The following is a 14,757-nucleotide window of genomic DNA, read 5'->3' on the forward strand; positions in this document are numbered from 1 at the left end:
GCCTTCCGCCCCGCGGAAACCCGCCTCGACGACCGCGGGACGGAAGGTTCTCCGGATCAGGCCGGCGGGCCGAGCACGACGACCGAGTTGTGGCCGCCCATGCCGAGCGACGACTTGACGGTCAGGCCGTCACCGACCGGGACCCGGCCGGTGAGCAGCTGCGGGTGCCCCGGCGCCACCGCGGGCGGCGCCGGGATGTACCCGCGGTCGTAGCCGAGCGCGGCGACCGACACCTCGACCGCCGAGGCCGCGCCCTGGCAGTGCCCGACGAGCGGCTTGACCGAGTACACCCCGGTCGAGGCCCCGAACTCCTGCTCGAGGATGGTCGCCTCGGCGGTGTCGCACTGCTTGGTCCCCGGCCCGTGCGCGTTGAGGTAGCGCACCGCCGCCGCGGGCACCCCGGCGTTGGCCAGCGCGTCCCGGAAGCAGCCGCGGACCTGGCGCAGGTCCGGGTCGACCGAGGTCACGTGGTACCCGTCGTGGTTCATCGCCCCGCCCAGCGCGATCGCGTAGGGGCGAGTCGCGTTGCGGGACAGCACGAACGCGACCGCCGCCTCACCGACCAGGAAACCGCGGCTGCCCTCCTGGAAGGGACGGCACGCCTCCAGCGGTTCGGTGTCGGTGACGGCCACGCCGAGCCGCACGAAGTGGCGCACGTTCTCCTGCGTCGCCGACACGTCGGTGGCGACGAACACCACGTCGTCCACGATCCCGGCGTCCAGCCACGCCTTCGCGGTGAGCAGCCCGGCGTTGCCGGAGGCGCACATGGCCGACACGTTCATCGCCGGTCCGTGGAACCCGTACTCCTGCATGAACGTCGACATCGGCGTCGACGGCATCAGCCCGAGGTACTCCCGCGGCCGCACGTCGCCTCCGCGGTCGAGGTAGAACTCCCGCCAGAGGTCCACCTCGCCGAGCACCACCGCGTGCAGCAGTCCGACCCGCTTCCCGGGCTGCCAGCCGCGCTCCCCCGCATCGGCTATCGCCTCCCGGGCAGCGGCCCGCATCGCCCGCGCGAACCGGCTCGGCCCGTCCACCGGGTTGCCGCCGTCGGCCACCTTCGCGACCCAGCCGGGTTCCTCCGGACTGGCCCCGTAACCGGCTTCCAGGCCGGCCGCCGGCTTGCCGGACGTCAGCCCATCCCACAGGTGTTCGCGGCCCCAGCCGTAGCCGGTGACGGCACCGATGCCGCAGATCGCCATTTCCCGCGAGTCCATCGCACTCGCCCCTCCTTCGTCATTGCCTCTACGATCCGTCCCGAGGGACGGACTCATGCCAAGCCAACGTCGGCCGGCCGGAAGGGCATAACCGAGCGAAGTCCGCCACCGGAGATTGGTGCGGACGGACTACGGGAAACCGGCCGAATGGTGTAATCGAACAGCAGAAGATGCTCGGCGGATCGGACGGAAGATGGAGCCAAACGCCAACCACGGGGTGGGCGTCCCTGGCCTGTCCGTCGATCACGAACAGGTGATCGACTTGGCGTTGTCCGCCGATCGCGCGGTGATCTGGTCGTTCGCGTTCGAGGGTGACGTGCTCGCCTGGCGGCCCGGTCTGGACCGGCTGCTCGCGCTGCCCGGGGCGCCCGAGAGCGACGTCCGCAAGACGCTGGCCGAGCTGGTCGAGCCGCTGCTCGTGGCCGCCCGCACCGCGCCGGTGTGGCACGACCTGGAGCTGGAGCAGCCCTACCGCACCCCGGCGGGCGACGCGCGCTGGATCCGGTTCCACGCCCGCACGTTCGAGGGCGGCCTGCTCGGCATCGCCACGGACGTCACCGACCGGCACGAGGACCGGCGCGAGCTGGCCGACCTCGCCGACCGCTACCGGCTGCTCGTCGAGCTGAGCCCGGACGGGATCGTGGTGCACCAGTACGGCGTGCTGACCTACGCCAACCCGGCCGGTCTCGGGTTCGTCGGCGCCAAGTCCGTCTCCGAGGTGCTCGGTCGCCCGATCACCGACTTCGTCGATCCGCCGTCGGTGCCGTCGATGCTGCGCCGGATCGCCGGGCTGAACGAGCCGGGCGCCACGTCGGAGCCGGCGGAGGCGGTGCTGACCAGGCTGGACGGCGGCCAGGTCACGATCGAGTCGGTGTCGGTACGCACGACCTGGGAGGGCAAGCCGGCCTTCCAGGTGATCATGCGGGACGTCAGCGCGCAGAAGGCCGCCGAGGCCGCGCTGCGCTTCCAGGCCGCGCTCGTGCAGCACGTCAGCGACGCGATCATCGCCACCGACGCGCGGGGCCGGGTGACCAGCTGGAACCCGGCCGCCGAGACGATCTACGGCTGGCGGGCCGCCGACGCGCTGGGCCAGGAGGTCGGCCGGCTGGTCGGCGCACCGCTCGACCCGGGCGACGTGCTCGCCCACGGCGGCGTCGCGCAGGCCACCCACCGCGCCGCGGACGGCTCGGCGCTCGCGGTGCGGGTGTCGGCGGCCGAGATGGACGACGGCTACGTGCTGGTGTGCGCGGACGAGACCGCCCGGCGCCGCGCGGAACGCCAGTTCAGCACGGTCGTCGCGGCGCTGGACGAGGGTGTGCTGGTGATCGGCCCGCACGGCCGGGTGATCTCGGCGAACCCCGCGGCCGAGCACATCCTCGGCGCCACCGAGGCGGAGCTGATGGCCACGCCGCCGGACAACTGGCCGCTCTACGACGAGGACGGGCGGCGGCTCGACCCCTCGGAATACCCGTCGGAGCAGCTGCGCCGGGGCGGCGAGCCGCAGCAGGGCCGGGTGTTGCGGGCCAAGCGCGCGGACGGCCGGATCGTGTGGCTGTCGTTGTCGTGCCGGGCGATGAACCCGGAGGACATGCCGTCCTCGGCGTACGTGCTGTCGTTCACCGACATCACCGAGCGCAAGGCGATCGGCGAGCGGCTCGCGCACGACGCCACCCACGACCCGCTGACCGGCCTGGCCAACCGCACGCTCGTGTTGCAGCGGCTCAACACGGCGCTGCACGAGGAGGGCTACGGCGCCACCGCGGTGCTGTTCATCGACCTGGACAAGTTCAAGGTCATCAACGACTCGCTGGGTCACACGGTCGGCGACCGGGTGCTGCAGATCGCCGGTGAGCGGCTGCGGCACGCGGTGCGCGCCGGGGATGTGGTGGGCCGGCTCGGCGGCGACGAGTTCGTGGTGATCGCGTTCGGCGTGCACGACGAGTCCGGGGTGCGGGCGCTGACCAACCACATCCGGGACGCGGTGACCACGCCGATCTCGGTCGACGGGCGCCGCCTGCACGTCGACGCGAGCATCGGGATCGTGCTCACCGGCCCCGGCGACCAGCGCGACGCCGACGAGCTGCTGCGCGACGCGGACGTGGCGATGTACCACGCGAAGACGCTCGGCCGCGGCCGCTACGAGTTCTTCGACGTCGAGCTGCGGATGCGGATGCAGCGGCGCCTGCGGCTGGAGCAGGACCTGCGCGACGCCGTCCGGCACGGCCGGCTGTGGGCCGCCTACCAGCCGGTGGTCGACCTGCGCACGGACGAGATGGTCGCGGTCGAGGGCCTGCTGCGCTGGACGCACCCGGTGCACGGGCCGATCTCGCCCGCCGAGTTCATCCCGCTGGCCGAGGAGAGCGACCTGATCAACCTGCTCGGCTCGCACATCCTGCGGGAGACCACGCGCGAGGTCGCCGGGCGGCGCGCGCAGGGCGCCGCGGTCGGGCTGAAGATCAACCTGTCCACCCGCCAGCTCGACGACCCGGCGCTGGTCCTGGCCGTCGAGGAGGCGCTGGCGGTGACCGGGCTGCCCGCGGAGGCGCTGTGCCTGGAGATCACCGAAAGCGCGCTGATGCGGGATTCGACGGTGACCAGCAAGACGCTCGCCGCCCTGCGGGAGCTCGGGGTGTGCCTGGCGATCGACGACTTCGGCACCGGGTACTCGTCGCTCGCCCAGCTGCAGCGGCTGACGCTCGACACGTTGAAGATCGACCGGTCCTTCATCACCCGGCTGGGCGAAACCGGCGACGCCGAGGTGATCGTCACGAGCATCATCGCGATGGCCCACGCGGTGCACCTGACCGTCGTCGCCGAGGGCGTGGAGAACGCCAAGCAGCTGGAGATCCTCAAGCGGCTCGGCTGCGACCAGGCGCAGGGCTACTACCTGGGCAGGCCGCTGCCGGCCGCGGAGCTGTGGTCCTGATCCTCGGCCCGGCTGCCGCGGAAGGTGTAGCGGTAGCCGCTCGGTGAGACGCCGAGCGCGGCCTGCAGGTGCTGGCGCAGTGATCCGGCGCTGCCGAACCCGGCGTCCTCGGCGACCCGGTCGATCGGCAGGTCGGTCTCCTCCAGCAGCTGGCGGGCGCGCTCGACGCGCTGCTGCGTGAGCCACTGCCCCGGCGAGAGGCCGACCTCCTCGCGGAAGCGGCGGGTGAAGGTGCGCACGCTCATCGACTCGCGGGCGGCGAGCTGCCGCAGCGTCAGCGGACGGTGCAGGTTCTCCAGCGCCCAGGCCCGCGCCGCGCCGGTCGAGGACACCGTCGGCTGGGGCACCGGCCGCGGGATGTACTGGGCCTGACCGCCCTCGCGGTGCGGGGCGACGATCGTGCCGCGCGCGACCTCGTTGGCCACCGCGGCGCCGTGGTCGCGGCGGATCATGTGCAGGCACAGGTCGATGCCGGACGCGACACCCGCCGAGGTCAGGATGTTGCCGGATTCGGTGTAGAGGACGTTCGGGTCGACCTGCACGCGCGGGTACAGCGTGCGCAGGTCGTCGGCGGACTGCCAGTGCGTGGTGGCGGGGCGGCCGTCCAGCAGCCCGGCGGCGGCGAGCACGAAGGCGCCGCTGCAGATCGAGGCGATGCGCGTGCCCGGCGGGATCGCGGCGAACGCGTCGGCGAGCGGGCCCTGCAGCGGGCCGCCGGGCTGCGGGCCGTAGTCCTCGTCGGAGGAGGACACGACGATCGTGTCGGCCTCGGCGAGGGCCTCCAGGCCGTGCTCGACGTTGACCGTGAAGTCGGTGTCGGTGCGCACCACGCCGGGGCGGAGGGTGCAGGTGCGCACCTCGTACAGCGGTTCGCCGTCGGTCATGGCCTGCCCGAACAGGCGGTGCACGATCCCGACCTCGATCGGCAGCAGACCGTCGCGGACCAGCACGGCGACCCGGTGCCGACCGTCGTTGGCGAAAACCGTCATGGCCCGATCCTGTCACATACTGACCATCGGGCCACTCGTCGGCGCGTTCTCGTGAGCGGAGCCTGGATGTCATGAACGTGTTGTGGATCTTCGCCCACCCCGAGGGACGCTCGCTCAACGCCGCCCTGCGCGACGAGGGCCTGAAGGCGCTGGAGGAGTTCGGCCACTCGTACCGGGTGTCGGACCTGTACGCGATGAAGTGGAACCCGGTGGTCGACTACGAGGACTTCGCCCACGACCCGCGCGAGCGGATGCTGGTCGCGGCGGCGTCGCAGGAGGCGTACGAGTCCGGCCGCCTGCCCGCCGACATCCAGGCGGAACAGGAGAAACTCGCCTGGGCGGACGCGATCGTGGTGCAGTTCCCGATGTGGTGGTACGGGTTACCGGCGATCCTCAAGGGCTGGTTCGACCGGGTCTTCGTGAAGGGCCTCGGCTACGGGATCGCCGCGCCGGACGGCACTGTGCTGCGGTACGGCGACGGCAAGCTCACCGGCAAACGGGCGATGGCGGTGACGACGATCGGTGCGCGGCCGTCCAGCATCGGGCCGCGTGGCGTCCACGGTGAACTCAACGATCTGCTGTTCCCCCTGCACCACGGCACGTTCTGGTACACCGGCATCGCGCCACTGCCGCCGTTCGCCGTGCTGGGCGCCGACCGCCTGGACGAGGCGGGGTACGCCGCGGCGGTCGAGGGGCTGCGGGACCGGCTCCGCACGCTGGAGACGGCGGAGCCGATCCCGTTCCGCTACCAGAACCGCGGCGAGTACGACGAGAACCTGGTGCTACGCGCCGATCTCGCTCCGGGCCGGTCGGACCTGGCCGTACACCTGCAGGACTGACACGACCATCAGCAGCGCGCTGACCACGACCGGCGACCGGAACCCGAATCCCGCGTCGAGCGCGAGCCCGCCCAGCGCCGGGCCGAGCGTGTTGCCGACGTTGAACGCGGCCGTGGTGAAGCCGCCGGCCAGCGCGTTGCCCGGGGCCTGGTAGAACACGCGCGCGGTGAGCGCCGGCGCGAGCCCGAAGGCCAGCATCCCCTGCAGGAACACGAGAACGAGCGTGACGACCGGGCTGGACGCGCTCAGCGCGAGCGCGATCCAGCCGGCGGTCAGGGCGGCCGTGCCGGTCAGCAGGACGGCGCGGGGCCGGGCGTCGGCGACGCGGCCACCGAACACGATCCCGGCGCACGCGCCGACGCCGAACAGCACGAGCGTGACAGGCACCCACGCCTCGGACAGCCCGGCCACCTCGGTGACCAGCGGCGCGAGGTAGGTGAACGTGCAGAAGGTCGCGCCCTGGACGAGGGCGTTGGTGAGGTAGGTGAGCAGCAGCGGACGACGCAGCAGCGGCCGGACTGCGGTCGCCTCGGTGTCCGGTTTGGACACCGGGATGGTGCGCACGACCGCGACCGTGGCCGCGACGGCGAGGGCGGCCACGGCCCAGAACGCGGAGCGCCAGCCCCACGCCTGGCCGAGCACGGCGCCGCCGGGAACGCCCGCGACGCAGGCCAGCGTCACCCCGCCCATCACGACGGACATCGCGCGGCCCTTGGCATCCGGCGCGACGAGCGCGACGGCGACGGTGGTGGCCAGCGCCCAGAACCCGGCGTTGGCCAGTGCCGCCGCGATCCGCGTGGCGAGCAGGACGGCGTAGCTGCCGGTGAGCGCGCCGAGCACGTGCGCGGCGGCGAACACGACGAGGAACGCGGTGACGGCCCGGCGCTGCGGCCAGCGCCGGGCGAGGATGGCGAGCAGCGGCGCGCCGACGATCATCCCGACCGCGAAGGCCGAGGTCAGGTAGCCGGCGTCGGCGATCGAGACGTGCAGATCGGTGGCGATGTCCGGAACCAGGCCGGACAGCATGAATTCCGAGGTGCTCTGGGCGAAGACGGCGAGCCCGAGCAGGTAGACGGCAAAGGGCATGGCAAAGCTCCCGAGTCGGAGAAACAGGGGTCAGCGGGTGATCCGCTGGCCTCTGTCCGACTCGGGGCTGTTCACGCTGGGCAGCCTAGCGGGCGCGGCCGGGGCGATCGACTCATTTTCCGTCGAAGCGGCGCAGGTCGTCGATCTCCGCGGTGAGATCGGGCAGCGGTTCGAAGGGCTGGACCTCGACGCGGCCGGCAGCGCGGGTCCAGGTGCCGGCGACCCGGCCATCGACGAGGACCGCCGCCCGGATGATGCCGCCGCCGGGGTGGACGAGCTTGCGGTGTTCCGGGGCGACGGCGTGGTCCCGCGTGCGCCAGCCGAGGAGGTACTCGTCGAAGGCGGGGATCAGGCGGACGGTGGGGCCGGCGTCTCTGGTGTCCACTGTGGTGGGTCGCCACGCGCGTTTCAGGTGGCGCACCGGGAGTCCGGACCAGGCGGCGAGGTCCGCGGGCTCGGCCGGTTCGTGGGCGGCGCGGTATCGGGCGACGAGCCGGTCGAGGGCGGTGTCGCCGGGTTCGGTCGGCAGGGGTGCGCCCAGCCAGTCTCCGGCGTGGACGTAGGTGGGCTTGCCCCGGCGCTCCGGCCCGAGCACGACGAGCCCGCGCGCCGCGGCGAGCATCGCCAGGTGGACGGTCGCCTGCCCTTCGGTTCCCGTTCGCTCGCCGAGCTCGGCTTTGGCGAGCGGGCCCTGGCCGTCGAGGGCCGCGGCTGCTCTCGAGCCGTCGGGGTTGTCGACGCCCAGTTCCTCGAGCCGGCGCAGCGAGTTCGCCGGGTTCGGTTTGACCAGCGGGTACAGCCAGGGCAGGTCGTCGCGGGCGATGAGGTGGAGGGTGCCGCGCGGCCCCCAGCAGCGGACGAGCGTCCGGTCGTGGCGGGCGGTGTCGACTTCGGCGGCGGTCAGGCCGGGCACCCGCGCCCGCAGCGCCAGGGGGAAGGCGGCCGGTTCCTGCGCCTGCACGGCGAGCAGATGACGGACGGCGCCGACGAGCGTGGTCCCGGCCGTGCGGTCCAGGAGCTGGGCCGCGACCCGGCGGCGCCGTACGTCCATGCCGGCAGGCTACCGGCGCCGGCGGTCGGCGTTGTCGAACTTCCGGACGGCGAACGCGTACGCCTCGTCGAGCAGTTTCCGGGCTTCCGGCCAGGTCCGGTCCGGGTTGATGACGCAGACCCAGTGCTGGCCCCCGTACACGGGGTGCGGGAAGAGGACGTCCAGGGCGGTGACGTCGTAGTCGCCCGGCGGCACGACTTCGGCGAACCGGTCCCGCGTGAGACCGATGTTGAGGCGGAAGACCCCGGGCCGGTCCAGGTTGGACGTGTTGTCGAACTCGGTGTCCGAGGTGACGATCGTTGCCCAGGGCATCTGACGCTGCGGCGGAAGATCCCCGCGGGGGTCGTAGATGGCGAAGATGTCCCCGTTCGCCTCGGCGATCCGGGTGCCGTCGAAGGCGGCCAGTTCCTGTCGAATGTGCTCGATATCCACCGCGCCAAACAAGCACAATACTGATGATCAATGTGCGGCACAAGTGATGAGTGTCACTACTCCTCCACCCACACGAGGAGGTTCCCCCAGGCGAGTTAATCGCGCAAGATGACCGATATGTCCGAAAGAAGACGCCGAGTCATCTCGCTCGCGCGGGCCGCGTGGCACCGCGGGCTCGCCGGCATCGGCCTGACGCAGTCCGAACGCCGCCTCGCCGCCGACGCGCAGCTGTTCTGGACCGACCGGGCCGACCGGGGCTGGAAGGACAACTCGCACTGGGCGGACGCCCCGGTGTTCGGCGAGAAGGTGCCGTGGCAGGAGATCGGCCGCCAGCACCTGGACATGTTCCGCCGGGGCGCGCGGATGGCCGGCTTCGACCGCCCGTGGGAGCGAGTGGTGGAGTGGGGTTGCGGCGGCGGCGCGAACGCGGTGCACTTCGCGCCGCACGCACGGGAGTTCATCGGGGTCGACATCTCGACCGAGAGCCTGCTGGAGTGCGAGAAGCAGGTGAAGTCGGTGTGCGACACCCCGTTCCGCGCGGTGGCGATCGACGTCCCGCGGCCGGAGTCGGTGCTGCGGGAGGTCCCCGAACCCTGCGACGTGTTCCTTTGTCTCTATGTCTTCGAGGTGCTGCCAACGCCGGAGTACGGCGATCGCATCCTGCGGCTCGCGCACCGCATGCTGTCGCCCGGCGGTCTGGCCCTGATCCAGATCAAGTACGACGAGGGCCGGTGGGTGACCCGCCCGCGGCGACGTTCCTACCGGACGGGCCCGTCACAGATGACGACCTACGCGATCCCCGAGTTCTGGCAGCTGGCCGCGCGGGTGGGTTTCCGCCCGGAGGCGATCGAACTGGTCCCGGAGAACGAACTCGACAAGCGCTACGCGTACTACTTCCTGAGCAAGCCGGCCTGAGCGGGCGCGGCCGGCCCTCAGACAGCGAAGCCGGAAATCCGTTCCGGAATCACCCGGACGATCAACCGGAGGACATCGTCCGACTCGGGAGGCGGGTCCTCGCCGAGGTACTTCTGCGAGAGCTGCCGTGGAAGCGCTTTCTCCGGGTCCTCGATCAGTTCGACGGTGCCACGGATGTCCACCGAGTGGACGGGTTGGCGGTGTCGTAGACGGTGAGGCTGATCCGCGGGTCCCGGGTGAGGTTGCGGGCCTTCTGCCGCCCTGCCGTGGTGGAGAACAGCACCGCGTCTCCGTCCCGGGCGATCCAGACCACCGAGGTCTGCGGCCCGCCGTCCGGGTTCAGCGTCGCGACGGTGGCGAAGTTCCTCCCGTCCAGAAGCTTGCGGATCTCCTCGTTGAACGCCACCGACATGACCTCACCCTTCCGCTCGCTGCTTGCGTATCAACGGATGCGGAGGCCGAGTTCTTCCCGGCTCCAGCTACGCGGCCAGGCCCTGATGAACCGACCGCAGAGTGTGCGCGGGCACCACCACGCTCACCTGTTCGGGGCGGGCGCGTGTCGAACAGCCGGGCCCGCCCCGATGTGGCGATCCGGATCAGGTCGTCGGCGGGGGCGTGAAGGTGGCGGGCGGCGGTGTCTCATCCGGAGTCACGCCCATCGACAGCGACGCCCGGAAGCCGTGGCTGAGATCTGGTCCGAGGGGCTGTACCCGCAGCGTGCTCTGCGCACCACCCTGCTGCTGGTACAGGAAATCGGTCTCGTTCGTCACGCGCTCCGGTGCACCGGGCCGATCCGAGTAGGGCATGGTCGCAACGACCCGCGCGTTGAGCTCCTCCGGCAGGTACAGCTGACCGGTGTGGACTCTCTTGTCGCCCACGTGCACCAGCACGTGCATGTGGATCGCCCGGCCGAAGTAGTAGCCGGGGTAGATCGTCCGGAACGTGACCTCGCCGTCGGCGCGGCTGATCTGCGTCCCGCGCAGGAACGTCGAGGGATCGGTCGGATCGATGTGCGGATCGGGCATCGGCGCGACGTTCGGGTCGAGGTCGAGGTGTCCGGAGTAGTAGCCGAGGGCGTCGCAGTGCCAGATGTCCACGACAGCGCCCGGCAGCGGGGCGCAGGATTTCGCGTCGACGACCCTGAGGGTCAGTTCGACCGGCACACCCTGCCGGTCCTCACGGATGTCACTGCGAATGAGCTTGCGGTCGATGTAGTACGGGCCCTCGATGGCCTCGGGCGCCAACACGCAGTTCGGCGGGGTCGCGTTCGAGACAGGGCTGGCCTGTGCTGCTCCGGAAGCTGCCTCGTCGGCCGGAGCGCACGCCGCCACACCCAACCCCGCCACGCCGAGACCGACTGCGGTGAGCAGGGTCCTGCGGGAGGTTCCGTGGCTGGCTGATTCCGGTGAAGGTGTTCGCTGGTCATCCACGACGGCTCAATGTAGGCATGAATGATCCACGCCGATCCCGTGCTGGACCACAAATTCGTCGAATCGGCTGATGCTAGGGCTGGTACCAGGTGGACGCTTTGCGGGTACGCGACGAGCTCTGCAGCATCCGCTCCAGGGCCATGCCGAGCGGTGTTCCGGCGGCGAGCGGGCCGATGTGCCGTTCGACGAGCGTGAGCCAGAATTCCGCGCTGGGCGCGAAGTGCAGGTGCAGGGCGCGGCTGTGCTCCTGGACCCGGCGGATCGCCTCGATCTTGCGCGTCCCGAGACCGTGGCAGATCAGGTGGATTTCCTGCCGGACGGGAACCCGATGCTGCACGGTGCGCAGGAACCGGACCAGTTCGCCCGCGTCCGGTGCTCCGATCCGCTGCGACAGCAGTCTGGCCAAGCGGCCGCGCATCGCCATTCCCCGGGTCGCCGCTGCCTGTTTGGTGCGCGCGTCGGCCTCGGGCCCTCGATCCGGGTCCGCGGCCAGAACCATGACCGCCTCCGGGGGCGCGATGTACAGCGCGCTCCACGCCGCATCGTCGGAGCGCTGCTCCTCGCGGACGCGGCCGGTGTTGGGAGTGATACCGAGCCGCTGCCAGATGCGCACCACCGACGAGGGCGAGATCCCGACCCGCTGGGCCATGTCGCGCTTGGTCCAGCGGACTCCGTTCGGTGGCGGCTCGGTGAACGTCGCGTCCACAACGGCCTGCACCTGTTCCTCGGCGATCGTGCGGGGTGCGCCGGAGCGCGGCCGGTCCTTCAGCGCGGGGAGCCGGCCTTCGCGAAACCTCGCCCGCCACTTGCCGACGACCTGGGCGGAGACGCCGAACTCGCGTGCGATGTCCACGTTCGTCCGGCCTTCTTCACAGGCGAGCACGATCTTGCAGCGCAGCACGACCGCTTGGGACGTGGAGGGGAGGCCGATCCAGCGCGTCAGAGCCTGACGCTCCGCCTCGGTCAGCGCGAGTTCGGATGTCGAGTCGGACCTGCCCATCGCCGGTTCATCGTAACGAACTTCCGGTCCACCACTCGCGGCTGGTCGTGGGCGGTCCGCGCCAGCGGCGGAAGCGTCCGCCGCTGGTCCAGAGCCGACGTCCCGGGCCGTAAGGCGAGGCGCAGCGCCAGCTCCACCTCCCGCCGGGCACCGCTCCTCCGGTGTGGTCACCACCCCTCGGGAGCGTCCCGGCCCCCGCTGCTCAACGGGTACTTCTGGAGCCCCAACTGAAACCCTCATCGAGCACCCTCGAACGCCAAACGGCCCCCACCATGATCGGCGGGGGCCGTTTGTGCTGCTAGAAGCGGTGGCCAGGGCCGGGGTCGAACCGGCGACCTTCCGCTTTTCAGGCGCAGATGTTTCCGCTGGTCATGCGGGGTGCACGGCCGGTTCGTGCACCCCGCGTGCCCCAATCAGTGCTTCACGATGATGGTCTTCGGAAGCTTGATCGCGTCGCCCCGTTCGGCCAGCTTGCTCAGCTCCCCCGGCCAGTTCCTTGTCCCTCCCTCGACCGCGTGGAGATACCGGAGCGCCGCCGCTGCCGACGAGTGCCCGAGGCGCTTCTTGAGATCCGCCAGTGTCGCGCCAGTGCTTGCGGCGAGCGTCTGTCCGGTGTGGCGGAGGTCGTGAAAGGACACATCCACACCGACGCGCTTCCGGGCACGGACGAACGCCTGGTAGACCGCGTTACCCCGCATCGGCTGACCATCCCGGCCGACGAAGAACCGCTCCGCCCCCGCCCACTTGGTCATGTGCTCGACCAGGTAGGGCTTCAGATGCGGAGGAAACGCGATCTCCCGCCGCCCGGCATCCGTCTTGGGGTCCTTGTCGTACTTCTTCGGGCTCTCCAGCAGCTCCACCCTGTTCTTGCGCACCGTGATCACCCCGGCGATCAGGTCCACATCCTCGGTCCGGAGCCCGCACACCTCCCCGCGCCGCAGCCCGCACCAGGCAGCGAGCAGGACGGCCGCCCGGTACCGAGGAGTGATCGCCTCGACCAGCTCGGCTACCTGCCCCGGTGTTGCGATCCCCCGTTCCTTGGCCTTGTCGGACCCAGCGCCCGGGATCTGGCATGGGTTGACCTGGATCGCCCCGTCGCGCTTCGCCTGGTTCATCACTGCCCGCAGGAAGCGGTACGACTGAGCGATGGAGGTTTTGCCTCCTGTCCCCGCCAGCGCCTTGCCGTACCAGCTCCGCACGACCGGCGGGGTGATCGCGATCAACGGCAGATCAAGCAGCTCCGTCATGTGCAGGCGCATGTTCCGCCGACACGTCTCCTCCCAGCGGTCACCCACGTCCGGGTTGTCCCGGAGGTAGGCATCGGCGTAGTTGCCGAACGTTTCCCGGCCGAGCTTGTCATCCAGCCAAGCCCCGCGGCTGATGTCCGCCTCGACCCCGACGAGCCAGCGATCAGCATCGGTCTTCGTCCGGAACGTGTTCGACGCGTACTGCCGCTTTCCGTTCGGCGCGATCAAGGCGCGCCGCCGTCGGCGGCGCGCGGGGACCGTCCCCTGACGTTCCGAATATGTCGGGGCGCGGCTGACGCCGGGCTGCCGCTCCGCTCCGCCCGGCGAGCCGCGCAGCACAGCTTGGGTGCTCGTCCCCGGCTGCGCAGCCAACGGCGGCGCGCCTCAGGGACCCGCCACCAAGCAACACCTCAGCTCGGCGGCGCGGACATGCGTTGCGAAGGCCCCCTCCTGCTCGAGCGTCTTACGGCGGTCCAACCGCATCAAGGGCGCGCCTTCGGCGTCGCTGCGCGATGAGCTTCGCTCACCCTTGACCCGGCCGCCCCGCCGCAAAGCACGGCAGGGACGAGGGGGCGGGGGAACCGAGCGAGCAAGAGCACCCCCGATTCACTAGTAGCTGTTCACGTCCCAACAGCGGCGAAACTCCGTCTCCCCCATGCGAGTGTTCCAGATCCTTCGCGACGCTGGACGAATCTCCGCGGACTTATAGCTACGTCCCGGGTTGAACCAGGCGAAGGTCTCAACCTTGGCGGAGCCGAGAGCGAGAGCTTCGTCCAGTGCCGGCTCAAGGTCGCTGTCCTGGGACGCAAGGATGACGAGGTCGACATTTGGATCAAGAGCTTCTCGGACGAGCGCCAGGGCGCAGAGTACATCCACACCTTTTTCCGCCTTACCTCTCACCAGGTATTTCCCGTCTGGCCCCACGACCTTCGCCCCGGTCGCGTCGCGGTGGTAGTCGTACTTCAGAGGACGCAGGTGCACTGTCACGCGGCCATCGCGCTCCCAGTGCGCCTGCTGCGCCAGGTTTCGTGCGTACGCCTTGGGGTCGTGGTCGGGCGATGGCAAGCCGCGGTATACGAGAACCTTGCGAAGCACGGCGTGATCCATCCCCGGACGCTGTCGCTGGTTGCGGACCTGGATCAACTGGTTGGCGAAGTGAAGAGGGTCCACGAGAGCCTCATGCGGAGGGCCGAACCTCGTTGAGTCGAAGAGGCCGTGGCCGGTGAGGTGGACGTTCTGATAGTCGATGATCACCGACGCGCGGAGAGGCATAGCGGTAAGGGTACGACAATAAAAAAGCCCCACCAGTCCCGGAGGACGGTGGGGAGCTATGAGTACATAGTGCCATGAACGTCCGTCGCCTTCAACCGGGGGGTGGGCCCGGGCACGGGCCGAGTGACGTAGCTCATCGCGACCAGCATCGTGCCCCCCGCGTGCCCCAAGGGGCGGCAATCCGGGGTCAACCAAGGTCAACGCCGGGCAGAGCCGCAGGAGATCGCAGACATGAAAAAACCGCCCCGACCTGCATCGGAGCGGTTCATCGACCGTGGCCAGGGCCGGGGTCGAACCGGCGACCTTCCGCTTTTCAGGCGGACGCTCGTACCAACTGAGCTACCTGGCCGGAA

Annotated in this window: 14 protein-coding genes and 1 tRNA gene; 3 read left to right on the forward strand and 12 right to left on the reverse strand. The window is 70.6% G+C overall.

Annotated features, from left to right (window positions below; all coding sequences use genetic code 11):
• Positions 1–56: 56 nt before the first annotated feature.
• Entirely contained in the window at positions 57–1,217 is a 1,161-nt protein-coding gene (locus L1857_RS00350) for a beta-ketoacyl synthase N-terminal-like domain-containing protein (protein WP_167481604.1), read from the reverse strand.
• A gap of 193 nt (positions 1,218–1,410) precedes the next feature.
• On the opposite strand from L1857_RS00350, the gene L1857_RS00355 reads away from it, so the two are divergent.
• Positions 1,411–4,143: a sensor domain-containing protein gene (locus L1857_RS00355; protein WP_094006342.1), complete on the forward strand. Its 2,733-nt coding sequence runs from the start codon at positions 1,411–1,413 to the stop codon at positions 4,141–4,143.
• Here the strand turns inward: L1857_RS00355 and L1857_RS00360 are convergent.
• A complete protein-coding gene (locus L1857_RS00360) occupies positions 4,101–5,132 on the reverse strand; it encodes a GlxA family transcriptional regulator (RefSeq protein ID WP_116110973.1) in 1,032 nt (343 codons plus the stop codon). The two genes, L1857_RS00355 and L1857_RS00360, sit on opposite strands and share 43 nt — an antisense overlap.
• A 71-nt stretch (positions 5,133–5,203) precedes the next feature.
• On the opposite strand from L1857_RS00360, the gene L1857_RS00365 reads away from it, so the two are divergent.
• Positions 5,204–5,971: an NAD(P)H-dependent oxidoreductase gene (locus L1857_RS00365; protein WP_116110974.1), complete on the forward strand. Its 768-nt coding sequence runs from the start codon at positions 5,204–5,206 to the stop codon at positions 5,969–5,971.
• On the opposite strand, the gene L1857_RS00370 is transcribed toward L1857_RS00365, so the two are convergent.
• The 3 genes from L1857_RS00370 to L1857_RS00380 all read right to left on the reverse strand — a co-directional run bounded on the left by L1857_RS00370 (position 5,915) and on the right by L1857_RS00380 (position 8,540).
• Positions 5,915–7,057, reverse strand: coding sequence for a Cmx/CmrA family chloramphenicol efflux MFS transporter (locus L1857_RS00370; protein WP_116110975.1), 1,143 nt, complete (start codon positions 7,055–7,057; stop codon positions 5,915–5,917). The genes L1857_RS00365 and L1857_RS00370 overlap by 57 nt on opposite strands.
• A 112-nt stretch (positions 7,058–7,169) precedes the next feature.
• Positions 7,170–8,108: a winged helix DNA-binding domain-containing protein gene (locus L1857_RS00375; RefSeq protein ID WP_249464253.1), complete on the reverse strand. Its 939-nt coding sequence runs from the start codon at positions 8,106–8,108 to the stop codon at positions 7,170–7,172.
• A gap of 9 nt (positions 8,109–8,117) precedes the next feature.
• Positions 8,118–8,540: a DUF6194 family protein gene (locus L1857_RS00380; RefSeq protein ID WP_116110977.1), complete on the reverse strand. Its 423-nt coding sequence runs from the start codon at positions 8,538–8,540 to the stop codon at positions 8,118–8,120.
• A gap of 117 nt (positions 8,541–8,657) precedes the next feature.
• Here L1857_RS00380 and L1857_RS00385 point away from each other — a divergent pair, with 117 nt between their 5' ends.
• Complete coding sequence (locus tag L1857_RS00385; RefSeq protein ID WP_116110978.1) at positions 8,658–9,455, forward strand: class I SAM-dependent methyltransferase; 798 nt, start codon at positions 8,658–8,660, stop codon at positions 9,453–9,455.
• Positions 9,456–9,472: 17 nt separating this feature from the next.
• Here the strand turns inward: L1857_RS00385 and L1857_RS35540 are convergent, their stop codons facing one another.
• From L1857_RS35540 to L1857_RS00415, 7 genes are all read right to left on the reverse strand, one after another.
• A complete protein-coding gene (locus L1857_RS35540; RefSeq protein ID WP_346009485.1) occupies positions 9,473–9,637 on the reverse strand; it encodes a pyridoxamine 5'-phosphate oxidase family protein in 165 nt (54 codons plus the stop codon).
• Positions 9,610–9,867 carry a PPOX class F420-dependent oxidoreductase gene (locus L1857_RS00390; RefSeq protein WP_346009483.1) on the reverse strand — a complete coding sequence of 86 codons (258 nt, stop codon included), beginning with the start codon at positions 9,865–9,867 and terminating at the stop codon, positions 9,610–9,612. Before L1857_RS00390 ends, L1857_RS35540 begins: the two co-directional genes overlap by 28 nt.
• A gap of 184 nt (positions 9,868–10,051) precedes the next feature.
• A complete protein-coding gene (locus L1857_RS00395; RefSeq protein WP_116110979.1) occupies positions 10,052–10,885 on the reverse strand; it encodes an intradiol ring-cleavage dioxygenase in 834 nt (277 codons plus the stop codon).
• 73 nt (positions 10,886–10,958) lie between these two features.
• Positions 10,959–11,885 carry a helix-turn-helix domain-containing protein gene (locus L1857_RS00400; RefSeq protein WP_162831072.1) on the reverse strand — a complete coding sequence of 309 codons (927 nt, stop codon included), beginning with the start codon at positions 11,883–11,885 and terminating at the stop codon, positions 10,959–10,961.
• 413 nt (positions 11,886–12,298) lie between these two features.
• The gene (locus L1857_RS00405; RefSeq protein WP_249464255.1) at positions 12,299–13,471 is read right to left on the reverse strand and encodes a site-specific integrase; all 1,173 of its coding nucleotides are present in this window, start codon (positions 13,469–13,471) and stop codon (positions 12,299–12,301) included.
• Between the two features lie 270 nt (positions 13,472–13,741).
• Positions 13,742–14,404 carry an NYN domain-containing protein gene (locus L1857_RS00410; protein WP_116110981.1) on the reverse strand — a complete coding sequence of 221 codons (663 nt, stop codon included), beginning with the start codon at positions 14,402–14,404 and terminating at the stop codon, positions 13,742–13,744.
• 275 nt (positions 14,405–14,679) lie between these two features.
• Positions 14,680–14,753, reverse strand: a tRNA-Phe gene (locus tag L1857_RS00415).
• Positions 14,754–14,757 lie beyond the last annotated feature (4 nt).

It is taken from the genome of Amycolatopsis thermalba (assembly GCF_023376025.1).
GTDB classification, from domain to species: Bacteria; Actinomycetota; Actinomycetes; order Mycobacteriales; family Pseudonocardiaceae; genus Amycolatopsis_E; species Amycolatopsis_E thermalba.

Bases quoted from the DNA above. Each gene is read 5' to 3' on its own strand.
- L1857_RS00400 (WP_162831072.1), bottom strand. From the start codon at position 11,885: ATGGGCAGGTCCGACTCGACATCCGAACTCGCGCTGACCGAGGCGGAG.
- L1857_RS00370 (WP_116110975.1), bottom strand. From the start codon at position 7,057: ATGCCCTTTGCCGTCTACCTGCTCGGGCTCGCCGTCTTCGCCCAGAGC.
- L1857_RS00360 (WP_116110973.1), bottom strand. From the start codon at position 5,132: ATGACGGTTTTCGCCAACGACGGTCGGCACCGGGTCGCCGTGCTGGTC.
- L1857_RS00355 (WP_094006342.1), top strand. From the start codon at position 1,411: ATGGAGCCAAACGCCAACCACGGGGTGGGCGTCCCTGGCCTGTCCGTC.
- L1857_RS00385 (WP_116110978.1), top strand. From the start codon at position 8,658: ATGTCCGAAAGAAGACGCCGAGTCATCTCGCTCGCGCGGGCCGCGTGG.
- L1857_RS00390 (WP_346009483.1), bottom strand. From the start codon at position 9,867: ATGTCGGTGGCGTTCAACGAGGAGATCCGCAAGCTTCTGGACGGGAGG.
- L1857_RS00365 (WP_116110974.1), top strand. From the start codon at position 5,204: ATGAACGTGTTGTGGATCTTCGCCCACCCCGAGGGACGCTCGCTCAAC.
- L1857_RS00350 (WP_167481604.1), bottom strand. From the start codon at position 1,217: ATGGACTCGCGGGAAATGGCGATCTGCGGCATCGGTGCCGTCACCGGC.
- L1857_RS00410 (WP_116110981.1), bottom strand. From the start codon at position 14,404: ATGCCTCTCCGCGCGTCGGTGATCATCGACTATCAGAACGTCCACCTC.
- L1857_RS00375 (WP_249464253.1), bottom strand. From the start codon at position 8,108: ATGGACGTACGGCGCCGCCGGGTCGCGGCCCAGCTCCTGGACCGCACG.